This is a genomic window from Streptomyces sp. BA2, assembly GCF_009769735.1.
Taxonomy (GTDB): Bacteria; Actinomycetota; Actinomycetes; order Streptomycetales; family Streptomycetaceae; genus Streptomyces.
In genome coordinates, this window is the sequence record NZ_WSRO01000002.1 from 5,863,692 (window position 1) to 5,883,856 (window position 20,165).

The 20,165-nt window shown below is 70.0% G+C and carries 16 protein-coding genes; 7 read left to right on the top strand and 9 right to left on the bottom strand.

Features of this window, described 5'->3' with window-relative positions:
- Nucleotides 1–50: 50 nt before the first annotated feature.
- Nucleotides 51–2,075, top strand: coding sequence for a thioredoxin domain-containing protein (locus tag E5671_RS29320; RefSeq protein ID WP_160506893.1), 2,025 nt, complete (start codon nt 51–53; stop codon nt 2,073–2,075).
- A gap of 169 nt (nt 2,076–2,244) precedes the next feature.
- Here the strand turns inward: E5671_RS29320 and E5671_RS29325 are convergent, their stop codons facing one another.
- The 4 genes from E5671_RS29325 to trhA all read right to left on the bottom strand — a co-directional run bounded on the left by E5671_RS29325 (nt 2,245) and on the right by trhA (nt 6,156).
- On the bottom strand, nt 2,245–3,021 hold the full coding sequence (locus E5671_RS29325) for a Mut7-C RNAse domain-containing protein (RefSeq protein WP_160506894.1): 777 nt from the start codon (nt 3,019–3,021) through the stop codon (nt 2,245–2,247).
- Nucleotides 3,022–3,088: 67 nt separating this feature from the next.
- Entirely contained in the window at nt 3,089–3,724 is a 636-nt protein-coding gene (locus E5671_RS29330) for a TetR/AcrR family transcriptional regulator (RefSeq protein ID WP_160506895.1), read from the bottom strand.
- Between the two features lie 5 nt (nt 3,725–3,729).
- The gene (locus E5671_RS29335) at nt 3,730–5,289 is read right to left on the bottom strand and encodes an MFS transporter (RefSeq protein ID WP_160506896.1); all 1,560 of its coding nucleotides are present in this window, start codon (nt 5,287–5,289) and stop codon (nt 3,730–3,732) included.
- Nucleotides 5,290–5,415: 126 nt separating this feature from the next.
- Nucleotides 5,416–6,156, bottom strand: coding sequence for a PAQR family membrane homeostasis protein TrhA (trhA, locus tag E5671_RS29340; protein WP_160506897.1), 741 nt, complete (start codon nt 6,154–6,156; stop codon nt 5,416–5,418).
- Nucleotides 6,157–6,469: 313 nt separating this feature from the next.
- Between trhA and E5671_RS29345 the strand changes: the two genes are divergently transcribed.
- Both E5671_RS29345 and E5671_RS29350 read left to right on the top strand, forming a co-directional pair.
- Nucleotides 6,470–8,314 carry a phosphoenolpyruvate carboxykinase (GTP) gene (locus E5671_RS29345; protein ID WP_160506898.1) on the top strand — a complete coding sequence of 615 codons (1,845 nt, stop codon included), beginning with the start codon at nt 6,470–6,472 and terminating at the stop codon, nt 8,312–8,314.
- Between the two features lie 174 nt (nt 8,315–8,488).
- The gene (locus E5671_RS29350) at nt 8,489–10,231 is read left to right on the top strand and encodes an Ig-like domain repeat protein (protein ID WP_237330261.1); all 1,743 of its coding nucleotides are present in this window, start codon (nt 8,489–8,491) and stop codon (nt 10,229–10,231) included.
- Between the two features lie 158 nt (nt 10,232–10,389).
- On the opposite strand, the gene E5671_RS29355 is transcribed toward E5671_RS29350, so the two are convergent.
- Both E5671_RS29355 and E5671_RS29360 read right to left on the bottom strand, forming a co-directional pair.
- Complete coding sequence (locus E5671_RS29355; protein ID WP_160506899.1) at nt 10,390–10,800, bottom strand: SCO4983 family protein; 411 nt, start codon at nt 10,798–10,800, stop codon at nt 10,390–10,392.
- 92 nt (nt 10,801–10,892) lie between these two features.
- Nucleotides 10,893–12,104 (bottom strand): pyridoxal phosphate-dependent aminotransferase, encoded by a 1,212-nt coding sequence (locus E5671_RS29360; RefSeq protein WP_160506900.1) that lies wholly within the window; start codon nt 12,102–12,104, stop codon nt 10,893–10,895.
- 210 nt (nt 12,105–12,314) lie between these two features.
- On the opposite strand from E5671_RS29360, the gene E5671_RS29365 reads away from it, so the two are divergent.
- The gene (locus E5671_RS29365) at nt 12,315–13,148 is read left to right on the top strand and encodes a trypsin-like serine peptidase (RefSeq protein ID WP_160506901.1); all 834 of its coding nucleotides are present in this window, start codon (nt 12,315–12,317) and stop codon (nt 13,146–13,148) included.
- A 211-nt stretch (nt 13,149–13,359) separates the two neighbouring features.
- Nucleotides 13,360–14,229 carry a trypsin-like peptidase domain-containing protein gene (locus tag E5671_RS29370; protein ID WP_160506902.1) on the top strand — a complete coding sequence of 290 codons (870 nt, stop codon included), beginning with the start codon at nt 13,360–13,362 and terminating at the stop codon, nt 14,227–14,229.
- 112 nt (nt 14,230–14,341) lie between these two features.
- Here the strand turns inward: E5671_RS29370 and E5671_RS29375 are convergent, their stop codons facing one another.
- Together E5671_RS29375 and E5671_RS29380 are read right to left on the bottom strand one after the other, a co-directional pair.
- On the bottom strand, nt 14,342–15,769 hold the full coding sequence (locus E5671_RS29375) for an FG-GAP-like repeat-containing protein (RefSeq protein ID WP_160506903.1): 1,428 nt from the start codon (nt 15,767–15,769) through the stop codon (nt 14,342–14,344).
- A gap of 163 nt (nt 15,770–15,932) precedes the next feature.
- Nucleotides 15,933–16,145: a hypothetical protein gene (locus tag E5671_RS29380; protein ID WP_160506904.1), complete on the bottom strand. Its 213-nt coding sequence runs from the start codon at nt 16,143–16,145 to the stop codon at nt 15,933–15,935.
- Nucleotides 16,146–16,273: 128 nt separating this feature from the next.
- Between E5671_RS29380 and E5671_RS29385 the strand changes: the two genes are divergently transcribed.
- Both E5671_RS29385 and E5671_RS29390 read left to right on the top strand, forming a co-directional pair.
- The gene (locus E5671_RS29385; protein WP_336605879.1) at nt 16,274–16,684 is read left to right on the top strand and encodes a type II toxin-antitoxin system RelE/ParE family toxin; all 411 of its coding nucleotides are present in this window, start codon (nt 16,274–16,276) and stop codon (nt 16,682–16,684) included.
- Nucleotides 16,636–16,800 carry a helix-turn-helix domain-containing protein gene (locus E5671_RS29390; RefSeq protein WP_202122388.1) on the top strand — a complete coding sequence of 55 codons (165 nt, stop codon included), beginning with the start codon at nt 16,636–16,638 and terminating at the stop codon, nt 16,798–16,800. Before E5671_RS29385 ends, E5671_RS29390 begins: the two co-directional genes overlap by 49 nt.
- Before the next feature lie 1,411 nt (nt 16,801–18,211).
- On the opposite strand, the gene E5671_RS29395 is transcribed toward E5671_RS29390, so the two are convergent.
- Nucleotides 18,212–19,828 (bottom strand): N-acyl-D-amino-acid deacylase family protein, encoded by a 1,617-nt coding sequence (locus tag E5671_RS29395; protein ID WP_160506906.1) that lies wholly within the window; start codon nt 19,826–19,828, stop codon nt 18,212–18,214.
- Nucleotides 19,829–20,165 lie beyond the last annotated feature (337 nt).

Genomic DNA, 20,165 nt, shown 5'->3' on the forward strand with positions numbered 1-20,165 from the left:
ACGTGGGCCAGTCCCCGGATCGGCGGGCGGTGTGAGCGAGGATGGGAGGTATGCCGAACCGACTGGCCCATGAGACGTCCCCCTACCTCCTTCAGCACGCCGACAACCCCGTCGACTGGTGGCCCTGGTCGGCAGAGGCCTTCGCCGAGGCGCGGGAGCGGGGCGTGCCCGTGCTGCTCAGCGTCGGGTACAGCAGTTGCCACTGGTGTCACGTCATGGCGCACGAGTCCTTCGAGGACGCCGACACCGCCGCCTTCCTGAACGCGCACTTCGTCAACGTCAAGGTCGACCGCGAGGAGCGGCCCGACATCGACGCCGTCTACATGGAGGCCGTACAGGCCGCGACCGGGCAGGGCGGCTGGCCCATGACGGTCTTCCTGACGCCCGACGCCGAGCCCTTCTACTTCGGCACGTACTTCCCGCCCGAGCCGCGGCACGGCATGCCCTCCTTCCAGCAGGTGGCCGACGGGGTCCGGCGCGCCTGGGCGGACCGGCGCGACGAGGTCGCCGAGGTCGCCGGGAAGATCGTGCGTGACCTCTCCGAACGCCAGCTGGCGTTCGGCACCGACGAGCTGCCCGGCGAGGACGAACTCGCGCAGGCGCTGCTCGGCCTGACGCGCGACTACGACGCCTCGCGGGGCGGCTTCGGGGGCGCGCCCAAGTTCCCGCCGTCCATGGTCGTCGAGTTCCTGCTGCGGCACTACGCCCGCACCGGCTCCGAGGGCGCCCTCCAGATGGCGGCCGACACCTGCGAGCGGATGGCGCGCGGCGGGATCTACGACCAGCTCGGCGGCGGCTTCGCGCGCTACTCCGTGGACCGGGAGTGGGTCGTGCCCCACTTCGAGAAGATGCTCTACGACAACGCGCTGCTCTGCCGCGTGTACGCCCACCTGTGGCGGGCCACGGGCTCGGACCTCGCGCGGCGTGTCGCCCTGGAGACCGCCGACTTCATGGTGCGCGAACTCCGCACGAACGAGGGCGGTTTCGCCTCGGCGCTCGACGCGGACAGCGAGGACGCCGCGAGCGGCAAGCACGTCGAGGGCGCGTACTACGTGTGGACGCCTCAGCAGCTGCGCGAGGTGCTCGGCGACGCGGACGCCGAGCTGGCCGCCACGTACTTCGGGGTGACGGAGGAAGGCACCTTCGAGGAAGGCGCCTCGGTGCTTCAACTCCCCGACGCGGGCGGTGTGGTGGCAGATGCCGCGCGGATCTCCTCGATCCGGGAGCGGCTGCTCGCGGCGCGCTCGGAGCGGCCAGCGCCCGGCCGTGACGACAAGATCGTCGCCGCCTGGAACGGGCTCGCCGTCGCCGCGCTCGCGGAGGTGGGCGCGTACTTCGACCGGCCGGATCTGGTGGCGGCGGCGGTGGGCGCCGGTGACCTGCTCGTGCGGCTGCACATGGACGACCGTGCGCGGCTCTCCCGTACCTCCAAGGACGGTCAAGCCGGCGCCAACGCGGGTGTGTTGGAGGACTACGCCGATGTCGCCGAGGGCTTCCTCGCGCTGGCCTCCGTGACGGGGGAGGGGGTGTGGCTGGAGTTCGCCGGGTTCCTGCTCGACCACGTGCTCGGCCAGTTCGTGGACGCGGAGTCCGGGTCTCTGTACGACACGGCAGCGGACGCGGAGCGGTTGATCCGCAGGCCGCAGGATCCCACGGACAACGCGGTGCCGTCCGGGTGGACGGCGGCGGCCGGGGCGCTGCTTTCGTACGCGGCGCACACCGGGGCCGAGCCGCATCGCCTCGCGGCGGAGCGGGCGTTGGGCGTGGTGAAGGGGCTCGCGCCTCGGGCGCCGCGGTTCATCGGGCATGGGTTGGCGGTGGCGGAGGCGGCGCTTGACGGTCCCCGTGAGGTTGCGGTGATCGGCTCGGTGGGCGGGGAGCTGCATCGCACCGCTCTGTTGGGGACGGCACCTGGGGCTGTGGTGGCTGTCGGCCCTGCGGGCGGCGATGAGCTTCCGCTGCTCGCGGGGAGGGGGCAGGTCGGGGGGCTTCCGGCGGCTTACGTCTGCCGCCGGTTCGTGTGTGACGCGCCGACTGTGGATGCGGGGGAACTGGCGGCGAAGCTGTCGGGCTGAGGCTTCGGGCGTTCCCTGCGGGGCTTTCCCCAATCCCGCCCCTTCCCGAAACTGGGGCTCCGCCCCAGACCCCGCTCCTCAAACTCCCCCAGACTTCGTCCGGGGGGACCCCCAGGGGCTGATTCTCAGCCCGTCCGGCGTTTGAGGACGAACTCGGCGAAGCCGGTGATCAACGGCGACCAAGGCCCCCGCGCCAGAGCGGGTTTTCGGGAAGGGGTGGGGTTGGGGAAAACTCCTTCACTGCCCCCGCCACAATCCCCTCCAGCCGATCATGATGCGCCCCCCGCCAGTACACCCGCCCACAAGCAACGCACTCCGCGAACACGTCGTACGACCCCCGCGTACCCCCCTCCAGCCGCCCCGCCACATCCTCCTTGCTCGCCGCCCTCAGCGAGCCGTTGCACGCGGTGCACCGCGTCCAGGGATGCAAGGCAGGGGCGAACCGCCCCAGCACATCCCGCAGTTGCTCGTCCGGCGCGTCGCTGTAGATGTACGCCCCAACCCACAGCTCCCGCCGCCGCAACAACCCCCGGTCCCTGCTCAGGAGCACCCTCCGCTCCGCGGCCGAGCGCGCGGCGAGGGCGGGGTCGCCGATGTCCGTGCTCTCGTACGCCGCGTCGACGCCGAGGAGCCGCAACCGGCGGGCCAGCGTGCCGAGATGGACGTCGAGGAGGAAGCGGAGGGGAGCGCCGGGCACGGGCTGGGGACGGGAGACGGCGCGGACCTCCACCGACTCGTCCGCCGCCGGGACGTGCGAGACCGGGACCTCGGCGCCGTCCACGACGAGCGCGCCGACCTCCGTCAGCGGGACCCCGAGCGATTCGACGACGTGACCGAGCGTGGACACGCCGTCCGTAACAGCCTTGGTGGGGCCGCCCCTTCGCTCGTGCGGGACGAAGACGCCCAGCTCGGGGGCGAAGTCGATGAGGATCTCCGGACCGTTCATGCGGTCAGGATGGCATGGCGGCAGCAGGGGAGGCCGGGGATTTGCCGCGGGGGCGCCGAGCCCGGCGTCAGACCTCCCGCGCACCCGTCCCGAAGCCTGTGGTCAGCATGTCCATCGCGCGGTCCACCAGCTCGCGCAGGTCGTCCCGGTGGCCGTGTTCCGCCCAGTACGCCGTCGTCTCTGTGAGCGCGGCGATCAGGCTCATCGCGAAGACCCGGACCTCCAGGTCCCCGGGGTCGCGGCCGCTGCGTTCCGCGACGACGCGGCACAGCATCTGGCTGGTGACCGACATGCTCTGGAGGAGCCGGGACCGCACAGCGGGGACCTCGATCATCAGGCGCGTACGGAGGCGCAGGATCTCCGGCTCCTCGGTGGACCCGAGGCCCACCGCACTGCGCAGCACGTGCCGCAAGGACTCCACGATCGGCTCGTCCGCCGGGCGCGCCCGCAGCTCGTCCTCAAGGAGCGGGTCGTACTCGTCGGTGAGGACGATGTCCTCCTTGGTCGGGAAGTACCGGAAGACGGTCGACGCCGACACGTCCGCGGCATCGGCGATCTGCTCGACGGTCGTCGCGTCGTACCCCTGCTCCTCGATCAGCCGGTACGTGGCCTCACGGATCGCGATGCGGGTCTTCAGCTTCTTCCTTTCGCGAAGCCCCAGCTGGGGGCCGTGCAAGGAAGCGGTGGTGCGTGCGGCCGTCATGGCCCTCATTGTCGGGCATCCTCCGTCTGCTGTGCCATGTCGGTGTCGTCCGGCGGCTCGGGGTTCGCCTTCGGCAGCAGAGCGGCGACCAGCAGCGCCGTCACGAGGGCCGCGATGCCGCTCACCAGGAGGACCGTCACCATGCCGTCGATGTACGCCTCATCGGCGGAGTCGATGAGCCGTTGCACCCCGAGCCGTTCACCGATCATGTGGGCCGCCACCACCGATTCGCCCGCCGCGTCCGCCGCCTCGTCCGGAAGCTTCCCGGTGTCGAGGCGGTCGACGTACACGCTGGAGAGCAGCGAGCCGAGCAGCGCGATCCCGACGGCGCTGCCGACCTGGCGCACGGTCATCAGGAGCCCCGTGCCCGACCCCGCCCGCTCCACGGGGAGCGCCCCGAGGGCCGAGTCCATGGCCGGCACGATGGCGAAGCCGAAGCCGGTCCCGGCGATGCTGAGCCACAGCGCGGTGAAGCCGTATCCGGAGTCGACGGTCGTACGGCTGCCGAGGATCGCCGCGAAGGCGAGGACGACGAGCCCGGCGCTGATCGCCGCCCGTGCGCCGAAGCGGCGTACGACGGGCTCCGCGCCCCTCGCGGCGATGATGAGGCCGCCCATCAACGGCAGCATCCGCAGGCCGGTGCCGAAGGCGTCGTGGCCGAGCACCGCCTGCAGATACTGCGGGAGCACGAACATCAGGCCCGAAAGGACGAACATGACGAGCGTCGCCGCGATCGTGTTGAGCAGGAAGCCGCGGTTGCGCAGCAGAGCCATGTCGAGCATCGGGCGCGGCAGCTGCCGTTCACGCAGGACGAGCGCGGCGATCAGGGCGGCGGCGCCGCCGAACATACCGAGGATCAGCGGGTCGCCCCAGCCACGTACGGGGGCTTCGATGATCGCGTAGATGAGCGCGCCGAGCCCGGCCGCGGTGAGCGCGGTGGAGGCGATGTCGACCTTGGGGGCGGACGGGTCGGTCGTCTCCGGGAGCAGGAAGACGCAGGCCGTGATCCCGATCGCGACCATCGGGACGTTGATCAGGAAGATCGAGCCCCACCAGAAGTGGTCCAGGAGCCAGCCGCCCACGATCGGACCGAGCGGGGCGCCGAGTGCGGAGGCCGCGGAGACGATGCCGATGGCCTTGGTCCGCTCGCCGGGGGCGAAGAGCGCGGGCAGCACGGCGAGGGCTAGGGGCATGACGAGCGCGCCGCCCATGCCCATGACCGCCCGCGCCACGACGACCAGCTCGACGGAGTCGACCAGGGTGCCGATCAACGAGCCCACCAGGAAGATCCCGAGCCCGGTGATCAGCATCCTGCGGCGCCCGAACCGGTCGCCGAGCAGCCCGGCCGGAAGCATCAGGGCCGCGAACACGACGACGTACGCGTCCGCCATCCACTGTTGCTCGCCCGTACCCGCGTCCAGCTGCCCGGCCATGGTCGGCAGGGCGACGTTGAGGATCGTCATGTCGAAACCGAGCACGAGCATGCTCGCGACGAGGGCGGCGAGCGCCCACCAGCGGCGGGGGTCCTGCCGTTGTGCGGCAGACGATCTTGTGACAGTGGCCATGAATTGAGAGTAACTCTCAAAAGGTAGTCACCGTCAAGATGTGGAGCCGTCGAGGCACGCAAATGGCCGCGGCTCGAAAGCCGCGGCCATGAAGAGAAGCGGGGTGCTTATCCGTGCTGGTACGCCTTATCCGTGCTGGTACGCCACCAGTGAGATGCCCACGTAGTGCACCGCGAACGCGGCCAGTGTCAGGGAGTGGAAGACCTCGTGGAAGCCGAAGAAGCGCGGGGAAGGGTTGGGGCGCTTGATGCCGTAGATCACGCCGCCCGCGCTGTAGAGCAGCCCGCCCACGATCACCAGGACCAGTACGGCGATGCCGCCCGCCCGCAGGAAGTCGGGCAGGAAGAAGACCGCGGCCCAGCCCATCGCGATGTAGCAGGGGGTGTAGAGCCAGCGGGGCGCGCCGACCCAGAAGACCCGGAAGAGGATGCCGGCCACCGCCGCGCCCCAGACGCCCCAGAGCAGCCACTGCCCCTTGGAGTCGGGCAGGAGCAGCATCGTCAGCGGGGTGTACGTGCCCGCGATGATCAGGAAGATGTTCGCGTGGTCGAGTCTGCGCAGCACGCCGTCCGCGCGTGGACTCCAGGTGCCCCGGTGGTAGATCGCGCTCACTCCGAAGAGCAGGGATGCCGTCAGGACGTAGATCCCGCAGGCGATCCGTGCGCGCGTGGAGTCCGTGAGCGCCAGGAGCGCGATGCCGGAGACGAGCACCGCGGGGAACATGCCCGCGTGCAGCCAGCCGCGCATCTTCGGCTTCACTTCTTCGAGCACGGACGAGTCGGAGCTGGAGGCCGAGTCGGAGCCGGAGGTCGAGTCGCGGCTGGTGTCCTGGGTGTTCGTGATCGCGTCAGGGACGGGAGCGGTCATGAGGAGAATCGTACCTACGCAACCGTAAGTTAGGCATCAGTCATGGGGGAACCGTGGCCCACAAGTGGCGATGCTCACGGTGATACCCGAGCGTACAAGTGACGGATTCGTGCACGGAAGGCGGCCGGAGCGAGTGGCGATACTCACGCCGCTCACCTGTGACGTCCTCTGGACATATGCGCGGAAGCGTCGGATGATCAAATGAGTGCGGTCGGCACCGGATGAGCGCCAGAGGGAACAATCACGTGAAGCGTCCGGGTCGCAGCCCCCACGGGGCAACACAAACCTATAAACCCCTCGTATAGGAGCAATCGTGGCGCGCGACATCGCGGCTCCCCTTCTCTCTGAGTCCCTGGGCACCGTTCCCACCAACCACCAGGACCTCGTCTCCTGGGTGAGCGAGATCGCCGAACTGACACAGCCGGACAGCGTGGTCTGGTGTGACGGATCCGAGGCTGAGTACGAGCGCCTGTGCGAGGAGCTCGTCGCCAAGGGCACCTTCAAGAAGCTCGACCCGATCAAGCGCCCGAACTCGTACTACGCGGCCTCCGACCCGACCGACGTCGCGCGCGTCGAGGACCGCACCTTCATCTGCTCCGAGAAGGAGGAGGACGCGGGCCCGACCAACCACTGGAAGGCTCCCGCCGAGATGCGGGAGATCTTCACCGGGGAGAAGGGCGTCTTCCGCGGCTCCATGCGCGGCCGCACCATGTACGTCGTGCCCTTCTGCATGGGCCCGGTCGGCTCGCCGCTGTCCGCGATCGGCGTCGAGATCACCGACTCCGCGTACGTCGCCGTCTCCATGCGCACCATGACCCGCATGGGCCAGCAGGTCCTGGACGAGCTCGGCGAGGACGGCTTCTTCGTGAAGGCCGTCCACACGCTCGGCGCGCCCCTTGAGGCGGGCGAGGCCGACGTGCCGTGGCCCTGCAACTCCACGAAGTACATCTCGCACTTCCCCGAGGACCGCGAGATCTGGTCGTACGGCTCGGGCTACGGCGGCAACGCCCTGCTCGGCAAGAAGTGCTACGCCCTGCGCATCGCCTCCGTCATGGCGCGCGACGAGGGCTGGCTGGCCGAGCACATGCTGATCCTGAAGCTGACGCCGCCGCAGGGCGAGTCGAAGTACGTCGCGGCCGCGTTCCCGAGCGCCTGCGGCAAGACCAACCTCGCCATGCTGGAGCCGACGGTCCGCGGCTGGACGGTCGAGACCATCGGTGACGACATCGCCTGGATGCGCTTCGGCGAGGACGGCCGGCTCTACGCGATCAACCCCGAGGCCGGTTTCTTCGGCGTCGCGCCCGGCACCGGCGAGCACACCAACGCCAACGCCATGAAGACCCTGTGGGGCAACTCGGTCTTCACGAACGTCGCGCTGACCGACGACAACGACGTCTGGTGGGAGGGCATGACGGAGGAGACGCCCGCCCACCTCACCGACTGGAAGGGCAACGACTGGACCCCGGAGTCCGGCGTCCCCGCGGCCCACCCCAACGCCCGCTTCACCACGCCCGCCTCGCAGTGCCCGATCATCGCGCCCGAGTGGGAGGACCCCAAGGGCGTGCCGATCTCGGCGATCCTCTTCGGCGGCCGTCGCGCCAGCGCGGTGCCGCTGGTGACGGAGTCCTTCAACTGGCAGCACGGCGTCTTCCTCGGCGCGAACGTGGCGAGCGAGAAGACCGCCGCGGCCGAGGGCAAGGTCGGCGAGCTGCGCCGCGACCCGTTCGCGATGCTGCCGTTCTGCGGCTACAACATGGGCGACTACATGGCCCACTGGGTCAAGGTCGGCGCGGACAAGCCCGACCAGTCGAAGCTCCCGAAGATCTACTACGTGAACTGGTTCCGGAAGAACGCCGACGGCAAGTTCGTGTGGCCCGGCTTCGGCGAGAACAGCCGCGTCCTGAAGTGGATCGTCGACCGCCTCGACGGCAGGGCCGAGGGCGTCGAGACCCCCATCGGCATCCTGCCGACGGTGGACTCGCTGGACACCGAAGGCCTCGAACTGCCCACCGCCGACCTGGAGTTCCTGCTCACGGTCGACAAGGAGGTCTGGCGCGAGGAGGCCTCGCTGGTCCCCGAGCACCTGAACACCTTCGGTGACCACACGCCCAAGGAACTGTGGGACGAGTACCGCGCCCTGGTGCAGCGCCTCGGCTGACCCGGCCGACGACGCACATTCCGGATGGGCCCCGCACAACGGCGTGCGGGGCCCATCCGCGTATATCCGCATCTTGCATACGCCGCCTTCACATGCCCCTCACATGTTTCAATGACCCCACACGGGGGCCGCTGATCGTCGCGCGCCCGCCAAAAGAGCCTGTGGGGGGCCAAGTTGAAGAACTCTCAGCGGTTAAGACGTGTGACGGGCGCCGCGCTCGCGGTCGTCCTCGGTTCGGCCGGTCTGGTCGCCGCCGGGACACCCGCCGCGTACGCCGCCACTCCGTCGGACGAGGTGGCGAAGCTGCCGATCTCCTCGTTCGGGGCGATGGTCGTGGACGACGCGCACGAGCGGGTCTACGTCACCGACGGAAACAAGAGCGGCAGTGGGGCGAGCGCCGTCCTGGTCTACAACTTCCAGGGACAGCGCGTCGGTTCGCTCGCCACCGACCAGCCGGCGTCCGGCATGGCGCTCAGCGCGGACGGCGCGACGCTGCACGTGTCGCAGTCCAACAGCATCCTGGCGTTCGACACGGCGACACAGGCCAGGACCGGCGCCGCGACCACGCCCTACAACGTCACCTGCGGCCGTGAGGTGGCCGTCGCGGGCGGCAAGACGTGGTTCACGGAGACGCCGTACACCGGCGGCTCGTACTGCGACAGGCCCGACAACGTCGCCCTGTTGTACGGGGTCAGCGGCACGTCCTCGGTCAACACCGGCTGGAACAGCGAGGGGCGGCTGAAGATCGAGTCCGGACCCGGGGCCCCGGACCGGCTCGTGATGGGGCAGGCGGGCGCGAACAACGCGGCCAACGCGTTCGTCGCCACCTTCGACGCGAGCGGCGCCAACCTGGTGCGGGGCCCGCAGCGGCGTTTCGCCGACGCCGAGGGCAAGGGCGCACTCGACCTGAAGGACATCGCCCAGAGCGCCGACGGCAAGCGGATCGCCGTCGCCGACGCGGCGTACGGCACCCGGCTGCTCGACGCCTCCGACCTGGCGGACGCGCCGACCGGCTACCAGCCGCTGCCGACGGGCGCGAAGGCCTCGGCGGTGGCGTTCAGCGGCGACGGAAAGTACGTGGCGCGCGGTGCGGACGCCTCCGGCAGTGTGTCCGACCTGCTGATCCAGCCCGCGGACCCGGCGGACGGCACCACCCCGATGGAGTTCGCCTTCGAGGGGGAGCTCGACGGCTCGCGGGTCGTGCCGCGCGGCCTCGACTGGTCCAAGGACGGCTCGCGGCTCTTCGCGGTGACCACGGACGGCTACGGCCACTGGCTGCACATCATCCAGCCCCCGGCCGCCCAGCACGACTCGCGCTTCACGGGCACCCTGAGCACCACGCCCGCCACCCCCGTGGTCGGTGAACCGCTCGGCATCCGGGGCAAGCTGGAGCTGGACGGTCCCGCGCCCGCGGAGCCGGTGAAGGTGGAGGCGGTCCGCAAGGACGCGGACGGCATGACGGACGTGGCCCCCGCGAAGGTCGCCGCCGACGGCAGTTTCACCGTCCTCGACGTGCCGGACAGGCTCGGCGAGGCGACGTACACGCTGCGGTTCCTCGGCGATGTCACGCACCGCCCCGCCGAGGACGTCACGGTCACCGTCGACGTGGCGAAGGCGCCGACGGCGATCGAGCTGACGGCGCCTGCCGAGGCCACCCGCGCGGGCGGCGTCGAGATCACCGGGAAGCTGACCGGGCAGGGTGGTGCGCTGCCGTCCGGGATCAGCCTGAAGGTGACGCGCACGGACCGGTTCGGCACGACGGGCGAGCTGACGTCGGCATCGGTCGCGGCCGACGGCACGTTCAAGGTCAGGGACCTGCCGAGCAAGCGGGGCAGGACCGTCTACGCGGTGAGCTACGAGGGCGACGCGCTGCACTCGGGCTCGTCCGCCCAGGCCACGGTGCGGGTGATCAGCTAGCGGGGTAGATGGCACCCGGTCCGAAGACCTCAGGGCCTTCGGACCGGGGCCGTATACGGGCCCCGAAGGGGCGCGGGGCTGTGACACGTGCGGCTCCGCCGCGTGGGCGCGACAAGCCACGAATCACCCGCAGCCGCGCAAGCAGCCTGAGCGGCAGCTCAGTGGGCGCCCACCAGCCGGGCAGCGCCTTCGTGCGCATCCATGCGCCGCGCAGCGAGAATCGCCGCCGCGGTGTCGGCGCGCGACGCGGCCACCACCAGGGCGCGGCCCGCGAGGGCGTGGGCGCGCTGGTGCAGGGCGGTGAGGTGCGGTTCGTGGATCGCGGTCACCACGGCCGAGCGGACGGGCGGCAGGCCTCCGCGCAGCCGGGCCACCTCGGAGGCCAGCTGCTCGGCGGCGTCGTCCAGGTCGGCGGCGGGCGCGAGGGCACGCAGCTCGTCCGTGACGGCGAGGAGCGCCGCCAGATGCGCGGCGAGCTGGATGTCCAGCTCCTCCTCGCGGGAGCGGTGCGGGAAGTCGCCCGGGTCGGCCATGGCGTGGACCGACTTGGTGCGGATCGGCTCGTACATGGGATGGCCTCCTGGCGGGTAGCTTGAAAGCCATCCTACATTAGATTCTGTCTAAAGTTGATTCGGGTAGCCGTCGCACCGGACGGCGGGGCCTAGGGCTGACTGTAGCCGTCCAGGAAGTTGCCGATACGCGTCACGGCCTCGGTCAGGTCCGTCGCCGTGGGCAGCGTGACGACCCGGAAGTGATCAGGCTCGGGCCAGTTGAAGCCCGTGCCGTGGACGACCATGATCTTCTCGGCCCGCAGCAGGTCGAGCACCAGCTGGCGGTCATCCTTGATCTTGAAGACCTTCGGGTCGAGCCGTGGGAAGAGGTAGAGCGACCCCTTGGGCTTCACACAGCTCACGCCAGGGATCTGCGTCAGCAGGTCGTACGCCGTGTCGCGCTGCTCGACGAGACGCCCGCCCGGAAGCACGAGGTCGTTGATGGTCTGCCGCCCGCTGAGCGCGGCGACCACGCCGTGCTGGCCCGGCATGTTCGCGCACAGGCGCATGTTCGCGAGGATCGTCAGGCCCTCGATGTACGAGGACGCGTGCGCCTTCGGGCCCGAGACGGCCACCCAGCCGACGCGGTAACCCGCCACCCGGTACGCCTTCGACATGCCGTTGAAGGTGAGGGTGAGGAGGTCGGGGGCGATGGCGGCGGTGGGGGTGTGGACCGCGTCGTCGTAGAGGATCTTGTCGTAGATCTCGTCCGAGCAGACCAGGAGGTTGTGGCGGCGGGCGATGTCGGTCAGGCCGCGCAGCATGTCCTCGCTGTAGACGGCGCCCGTCGGATTGTTCGGGTTGATGATCACGAGCGCCTTGGTGCGGTCGGTCACCTTGCGCTCGATGTCGGCGAGGTCCGGCATCCAGTCCGCCTGCTCGTCGCAGCGGTAGTGCACGGCCGTGCCGCCGGAGAGCGAGACCGCGGCCGTCCACAGCGGATAGTCCGGCGCCGGTACGAGGACCTCGTCGCCGTCGTCGAGCAGGCCCTGCATGGCCATGACGATCAGCTCGGAGACGCCGTTGCCGATGAAGACGTGCTCGACGTCCGTCTCGATGCCCAGGGTCTGGTTGTGCATGACGACCGCGCGGCGGGCGGCGAGCAGGCCCTTCGCGTCGCCGTAGCCGTGCGCGTCGCCGACGTTGCGGAGGATGTCCTCCAGGATCTCGGGCGGGCACTCGAACCCGAAGGCCGCGGGGTTGCCGGTGTTGAGCTTGAGGATGCGGTGGCCCGCAGCTTCCAGCCGCATCGCCTCCTCGAGTACCGGGCCCCGGATCTCGTAACAGACGTTGGCGAGCTTCGTCGACTGGATGACCTGCATGTCCGCGAGCTTACGGCCGCGTAACGAGACCCGCCTCGTGTTTTCCGCCACGTAGCGCAGGGGGAGGCAGGGGGGAGGCGGGCAGGAGTGTCCTGTCAGCGGTCAGCTCTGTCCGTATGCGGTCTTGTCCTCACGGCCGGGTGCCCCAACAATGCGCATGACAAAACCGAAGCAACTTCGGTCACACAGTCATCAGAGGGGACCCCCCACATGAACAAGCCTCTCGTCGGTGCGTGCTTCGCCGTGCTCCTCCTCGGAGCGACGGCAGCGCCCGCGGCGGCCGTCAGTGACGAACGGCCCGTCAAGGCCAAGGCGGTTGACTTCGCCGGGACGGTGGCGCTGAGCAACTGTTCCGGCTCCGTCGTCCGCGTGCCGGACTCGCAGCCCGGCGACCCCGCGCTCGTGATGTCCAACGGTCACTGCCTGGAGAGCGGTTTCCCGGCGCCCGGTGAGGTCCTCGTCGACAAGCCGTCGTCGCGCAGCTTCACCCTCCTGGACGCCGGCGGCGGTGACGCCGGCACGGTCAAGGCGAGCAAGATCGCTTACGGGACGATGACGGACACCGACCTCTCGCTCTACGAACTCACCAGCACCTACAGCGAGATCGAGAGCAAGTTCGGCATCAAGGCGCTGGAACTGAACGCGGCGCGTCCCGAGCAGGGGCGGGCGATCACCGTCGCCTCCGGCTACTGGAAGAAGATGTACAAGTGCAGCATCGACGGGTTCGCGTACCGCCTCAAGGAGGGGAACTGGACCTGGAAGGACTCGGTCCGCTACACCCCCGACTGCCAGACGATCGGCGGCACTTCGGGCTCGCCGGTGATCGATGACGCGACCGGCAAGGTCGTCGCCGTCAACAACACCGGCAACGAGAGCGGCGAGGAGTGCACGGACAACAATCCGTGCGAGGTCGACGAGAACGGCAAGGTGACGGTCCGCGAGGGCATCAACTACGCCCAGCAGACGTACGGCGTCGTGCCGTGCGTGGCACCCGGCAACAAGATCGACCTGAGCCGCGAGGGTTGCGAGCTCCCCAAGCCGTAAGGGTCAGGCCCGCGGCGGGACTGGCCCTTCCCGGACCGGTCCCGCCGTTCTTCATGCCGACCCACCCTCTCTTCATGCCGACCCTCTCTTCATGCCGACCCGTCGAAATGCAAGAGTTCTCACCCCTTGTCCCTAATCCAGGCCCCCCGAAGAATGCCCATGACAACCACACAGGGCACAGCTACACGTAGCTACAAGGGGGGCTCCACACATGAAGAAGGCTCTCGCGGGCGGGTTACTCGCCCTCACCCTCGTAGGGTTCGGCTCCGCGCCGGCGATCGCGGCTCCGGACAGCGCATCGTCGAAGAAAGCGGGGGAGGCCGCCAAGGCCAAGGCGGTCGACTTCGCGGGCACGGTGGCGCTGAGCAACTGTTCGGGCTCCGTCGTCCGCATGCCCCAGTCGAAGGCGGACGACCCCGCGCTCGTCCTCTCCAACGGCCACTGTCTGGAGAGCGGCTTCCCGGCGGCGGGCGAGGTCATCGTCGACCAGCCGTCCACCCGCACCTTCAAGCTCCTGGATGCCACGGGCGCGGAGAAGGCGACGCTCAAGGCGAGCAAGATCTCGTACGCGACGATGACCGACACCGACATCTCGCTGTACCAACTCACCACCAGCTACGCCGACATCAAGAAGAAGTACGGCATCAAGGCGCTGGAGATCGAGGACGACCACCCGGTCAAGGGGCGAGCCATCACCGTCGTCTCCGGGTACTGGAAAGAGACGTACACCTGCAAGATCGACGGGTTCGCGTACCGCCTCAAGGAGGGCGAGTGGACCTGGAAGGACTCCGTCCGCTACACCCCCGAGTGCCAGACCATCGGCGGCACGTCCGGCTCACCGGTGATCGACCACAAGACCGGCAAGGTCACCGCCGTCAACAACACGGGGAACGAGGACGGCGAGCGCTGCACCCTCAACAACCCCTGTGAGGTCGACCGGAACGGCAACGTGACGGTCCGCCACGGCATCAACTACGCGCAGCAGACGTACGGGATCGTGCCGTGCGTCGGCCACGACAGCAAGATCGACCTCGGCCGGAAGGGCTGCAAGCTGCCGCGTCCGGCGGCCGCCCAGAGGTAGCGGGTTCACCCCCACCCGGCGCACGTGGCCCCCATCCCTGTCACCGAGACGGGGATGGGGGCCGTCCGTCGTCAATCCTGGAAGGTCAGCCCTGGAAGGCCAGTCCTGGAGGTCAGTCTTGGAGGGACTCGCCGAACCGCGAGCCGGTCGCGAGGCCGAACTCGGCCGAGCTGAGGGACTTGGAACCGGAACCGGTGAGGCCGGACGACGTGCCCGGCAGGGTCCACAGGCCACCGCTGCGGTTGTTCTCGAAGGAGGCTGTCACCGCCAGGTCGCCCTTGCCGTTGTTGTCGTAGTCGGCGATCCGGACCCGTGCACCGAAGAGGTCCCCGGCCTCGGCGGCGCCCGGAACTCCGGCGGTGTCCTGGGAAACGCGCACGACCCCGGACTGCGAGACACCGGAGGCGGAACCGCGGAACACGGTCACGTCACCGGCGTTGTCCAGGTCGCCGAGCTGTTCGCCGTTGGCGCCGACCACCAGTTCGGCCTTGCCGTCGCCGGTGATGTCACCGATCGCCACCGAGGCTCCCCAGGTGTCGCCGTCCTCGTTGGCGCCGGGCACGCCGGTGCTGTTCTGGTGCAGGGCCACCGGGTCGCCGAAGCCCGTCTGGCTGCCGAGGCGGACGGTGACGTAGCCGGAGCCGTTGCTGGGGTCGTCGACGGAGAAGAAGTCGGGCCAGGTCAGGGACGTGGCCATGTCGTCGAAGCCGTCGCCGTTGATGTCGCCGAGAGCGACGGCGGTGTCTCCGTCGTCCACGCGCTGGATGCGGTTCGGGCGGCCCTCCTGGCCCGTGAAGATGTCAGTGCCCGGACGCCCGGTGCCCGCGTCGCCGGTCACCGCCAGGTCGTCCCTGCCGTCCCCGTTGACATCGCCCACGGCGGCCTCCGTGTACCGGAGCCCCGCGCCGGGGACCGCGAGGGTATACGCAGGCACTGGCTTGCTCGCCCGGTCGAAGCCGCCCTTGTACACGACGACCGCGCCCGGCTCGATCACCGCGAGGTCCGCGCCGCTGTCGCCGGTGAAGTCTCCCACCGCGACGTCGTAGCCGTGGGCCTGCCACTGCTGCGGATTCTCCACGGTGGTCGTGGTGCTGCTGGTGAACGGCTTGGTGCCGCCCCACAGGATGGTGACGCTGCCCTGGCCCTCATAGGCCTCCACGTCCTCGCCGTCGGCGCCCACGACGAGGTCCGCGTACCCGTCACCGTCGAGGTCGCCGCTGGCGATCGACATCCCGAAATGGTCACTGTCCTCGGGCGTACCCGGCACTCCCGCGGAGCTCTGAGTGAGAGAGGCCCTGCCGGTGGAGGCCAGACCGTCGGCCGTCCCGAAAGCCACGACCACCTCACCCGCGGCCGCCGCCCCGCCGACGGCCTTGTACGGCGCGCCGACCGCGATGTCCCGGTGCCCGTCGCCGTTGAAGTCGTCGGCGAGCTTGGCAGGAGCAGCGGCCGCCGAAGCCACTGGGCCGACGACGAGAAGACCGCCGGTCAGCGCGGTGACGGCCGCGGTGGCAACGACGGTGCGGAAAGGCAGGGGCATGAAGGTTCACTCCTTGGAGCTGTGCTGGACGGTGCCATAGACACTCCAGGGAGTCGAAGAGTTGTACGAGACGGGTGGGGGACTCGGTGGAAGACTCGTACGGCTTCTGAGCGCCGCCACTCGACGCCGTACCTCATGGGGCGGCAGCGCGGCGGGGCCCTTCTCAAGGCCGGTGCCGCCGCCTTGCCCCCTGGCAGCCCTTGCAGAGTCCGTCCGGCAACCTTTCGGGGAGGCCCGGCACGCCGCAGCCCGTGCACTCCACGAGGGCCTGCCGCCGTGCGGCGAGCTGCGGCGGCAGCTTGTGGCGCAGCCTGCGGCGGACGAAGGCGCCGGGGGAGTGCACCTGTTCCGGCAGCCCGGCGGTAAGGGCGCGCACCAGCGCCTCCGGCGCGGCCCCGCGAGCGAGCCACTGGGCGGCGGGCTCTTCGAGGGCGGCGCACTCGGCCGCCGAGAGCGTCAGCCGGTTGTTGGCTGGACGGTCTCAGCGACCACGACTTCAAGCGCGTGGATGAGACGGTCGGGACGCTGGCTGAGCTTGGACCAGGGTTGTGCGGGCCCTGGGCCGATCACCTCGAAGGGCCGGTCTGGGAATTGCGCCTCCGACTGCGGGATGTGGCACCTCGCGTGACGTATTGGATCACTCCGACGAGGACGGTCGTGCTCCTTACGGTGTTCCGCAAGACGAGACAGCACGAACAAGGCCACATCGAGCGGGCCGTGCGTGCCCAGAAGGTCTCCGAGAGCGAGCATCATGGACCGGTGACCGCGACGTATGAGAGGAAGGCGTGGTGGTCGGGCAGCACAGCCGCTGGACTCCGTCGGGCGTCGAGACGCAAGTTCCGGAGCGGATCGCCATCCGTGAGGCACTGGCTTTCGGCAAGGCTCTTTACGACCGCCGTACCGAACTCGGGTTGAGTTCGGCGCAGCTCGCCGAGCGCACCGGTATGGAGCAGGACGACATCGAGTGCATCGAAGAGGGCGGGACGGCCCCGACGCTGGAGCTGCTCAGGCTGCTTGCGGCCGCCCGGTGACGGTGGCCCGCTGCGGTGAGACGTTGCCCGCGCACTCGCCGCCGGAGGGGCCGGCGGGGACGAGGGGACACCATGACGAGGATGCTCGGGCCTGGCCCGGGGCTTTGCTGGGCCTGTGGCTTTGCTTGGTGCCGGGGCCGCCCGGTTGTCGTGAGGTTGGCGGTTCCGGGGCGGGAGTAAAGGGCGCTCCGCTGCGCTACGCGTCGGCTGCGCCGATGACCCTTCGGGCCACCCTTGACACCCGTCCCTCCACCGCGCGAGGGAAGACGACCGGACGGCCCGAGGGGCGGGACTCTCGACCACTGCCGTCAGACCATCCCGCTTTCCTGCCGGGTGCGGACTGGTTCTTCCGGCGTGACCGTCACGGGGAGAGAGGCGGACGCCCGGTCCGCAGCCGCTCCGGGGCAGATGCCGGTTTCGTCAAGCGGCTACCGACCGGATCTTCCGAGATGGCGGTCACGCATACGGCGCAACGGCGCTGCTCCATGCCCCGGAGATGGATGCGAAGTGGGGCTGGAGCAACCCAAGTTGCCGGTCGGGCGAGCGCGGTGCGGGCGGCCTGACCCGCCACGGCACGCAAGTGCGGTGCTGAGGGCGCATGGGACCTCCGGATCAGACCCCGGTGCTACGTGTGCCGGGAGGGACTCACGGCCAACGACGCCTGGGGCGGTTGATCGGGTGGGGGCAGGGGGGTCCGGCACCTAATTCCGAGAAGGCGCATTACACAACACGCGCGCCCCCCTTCTGCCAGAACACAACTTTGCGAAAGTAGGTGCGCCACCGAGCGAGCGACAGAAAAGTCCCGCCAAACTCGCGGATAGTGCGTGCTGGCGTGGAACATTTCTGCCAACTACCCCTCGCGTCCCCGTCCGTGACCGCCATCCCGGAAGATCCGGTCGATAGCCGCTTGACGAAACCGGCACCGACCCCGGATCGGCTGCGGACGGGCGGCCGCCCGTCTCCTCGTGACCGCCACCCCGGAAGATCCGGTCGGTAGACGCTTGACGAGGCCTGTACCCATCCCCGGAGCGGCTGCGGACCGGGCGTCCGCCTCTCTCCCCGTGACGGTCACGCCGGAAGAACCAGTCCGCACCCGGCAGGAAAGCGGGATGGTCTGACGGCAGTGGTCGAGAGTCCCGCCCCTCGGGCCGTCCGGTCGTCTTCCCTCGCGCGGTGGAGGGACGGGTGTCAAGGGTGGAGCGCAGCGGAATCGGCGAAGCCGACGCGACGCAGGAGCGCCCTTGACTCCCGGCCCGGAACCGCCAACCTCGGGACACCGGATGGCCCCGGCACGCAGCAAGGCCGCAGGCACCGCGAAGCCTGCCGGCTCGGCGGCGCGGGGCCTCTGGGCGCGAAGTGTGACCGCCAAGGACAACCGGCTTCTCGCGTTCGGGGGCCGAGCCCGGGCCTCCTAGGGAGTCCGGCGTACGGACCGGCCCGCGAGGACGTCCGTGCGTCGGCCGTCCTCCATCACGAACTTGCCGTCGATCAGGACGTGCGGGATGCCCGTCGGGAGGGTGCGGGGAGCGTCGAAGGTTGAGCCCGCCGCGACCGTCTCCGGGTCGAAGAAGACCAGGTCGGCGCGGTAGCCCTCGCGGACGATGCCCCGGTCGGGGAGGCGGAGGCGGGCCGCCGGGCGCCCGGTGAGGTGGGCGACGCAGTCTTCGAGGGTGAGGACGTCGAGTTCGCGGACGTAGCGGCCGAGGTACTGCGGGAACGTGCCGTACGCGCGCGGGTGCGGCTTGAAGCCCTGGAGGATGCCGTCGCTGCCGCCCGTGTGCACGGGGTGGCGCATGATCGCCTGGACGTTCTCCTCGTGGCCGACGTGCTGGAGGATCGTCGAGCCGAGCTTGTCGTTGATGAGGAGGCGGCGGGCGGTGATCCAGGGCTCCTCGCCGCGCTGGGCGGCGGACTGGGCGACGGTCTTGCCCACGCAGGAGGCGAGCCCGGGGTCGGAGACACCGGAGATCTCGATCTTGTCCCACTCGATCGGTACGCCGTGACAGCCGTCGGCGCCGATGACCTCCATGTGGTGGCGGATCTTCTCGGCGGTCTCGTCGTCCTGGAGGCGGGTCAGGATCGCGTCGGGGCCGCCTTCGCTGGCCCAACTGGGCAGCATGGCCACGAGAGTTGTGCAGCCGGGGGTGTAGGGGTAGGTGTCGAGGCTGATGTCGGCCCCTTGGGCGAGGGCGTCGTCGAGGAGGGCGAGCAGGTCGGGCGCCTTGCCCTTGTTCACGCCGAAGTTCATGGTGGCGTGGGCGAGGTGGAGGGGGCAGTTCGCGGTGCGGGTGAGGTTGACCATCTCCTCGTACGCCTGGAGGGCGCCGGCGCCGTAACTGCGGTGGTGGGGGCAGTAGTAGCCGCTGTACTGGGCCACCACCTTGCAGAGTTCGGTGAGTTCGGAGTCGTCGGCGTACATGCCGGGGGTGTAGGTGAGGCCCGATGACATGCCGACGGCGCCCTGCTCCATGCCTTCGGCGACGAGCTGCTTCATGCGCTCGACCTCGGCGGGGGTGGCGGGGCGGTCGTCCCAGCCGAGCGCGTACATGCGGACGGTGCCCTGGGGGATGAGGTAGGCGGCGTTCACGGCGATGCCGTGGCCGCCGTGGGAGCGGTCGAGGCGGTCCAGGTACTCGCCGACGGTGCGCCAGTCGAAGTCGATGTCGCTGCCGTCGCCGTTCCAGCCGGTGATGGCTTGGCGGACTTGGGCGAGGGTGCGGTCGTCTACGGGGGCGTAGCTGAGGCCGTCCTGGCCGATGACCTCCAGCGTGACGCCTTGGGCGGCCTTCGCGCTGTGGTCCGGGTCGCGGAGGAGGGCGAGGTCGCTGTGGGCGTGCATGTCGATGAAGCCGGGGGCTAGCGCCAGGCCTTGGGCGTCCAGGGTCTTGGCCCCGGTGAGCCGGGGGCCTTCGCCCTCCCCCTCCCTGCGGATCTCGGTGATCCTGCCCTCGTGTACGCCGACGTCGGCTCGGTAGGAGGCACCTCCGGTGCCGTCGATGACGCGGGCGTCCCGGATCACCAGGTCCATGGCGGTGCCTCTCTCTTGCGTGGGCGCAGCTTGTGTGTGGTGCACCCGGCCTCCGGCCGGGTTGTTGTCCCCACCCGCACCACCCGTGCGGCTCTCGTCGCCGGGTGCGGGTGGCCCTGGCGGGGGCGAGCCACCGTCGGCGACTGCTCCTTGCGGGGCGAGCCACCGTCGGCGATTGCTCTTGTGGGGCGGCGCCCCCCACCGCTCCGTACGCGAGCGGCGGCCCCCACCCACCCACCCCGCGCCGCGGGGTAATCGGGTGGGTGGGTGGGAAAGATCCGTCGCGGAGCGGCGGTCTTGTTCTGCCCCGCAGGGGGACTGCGGGGTAATCGGGTGG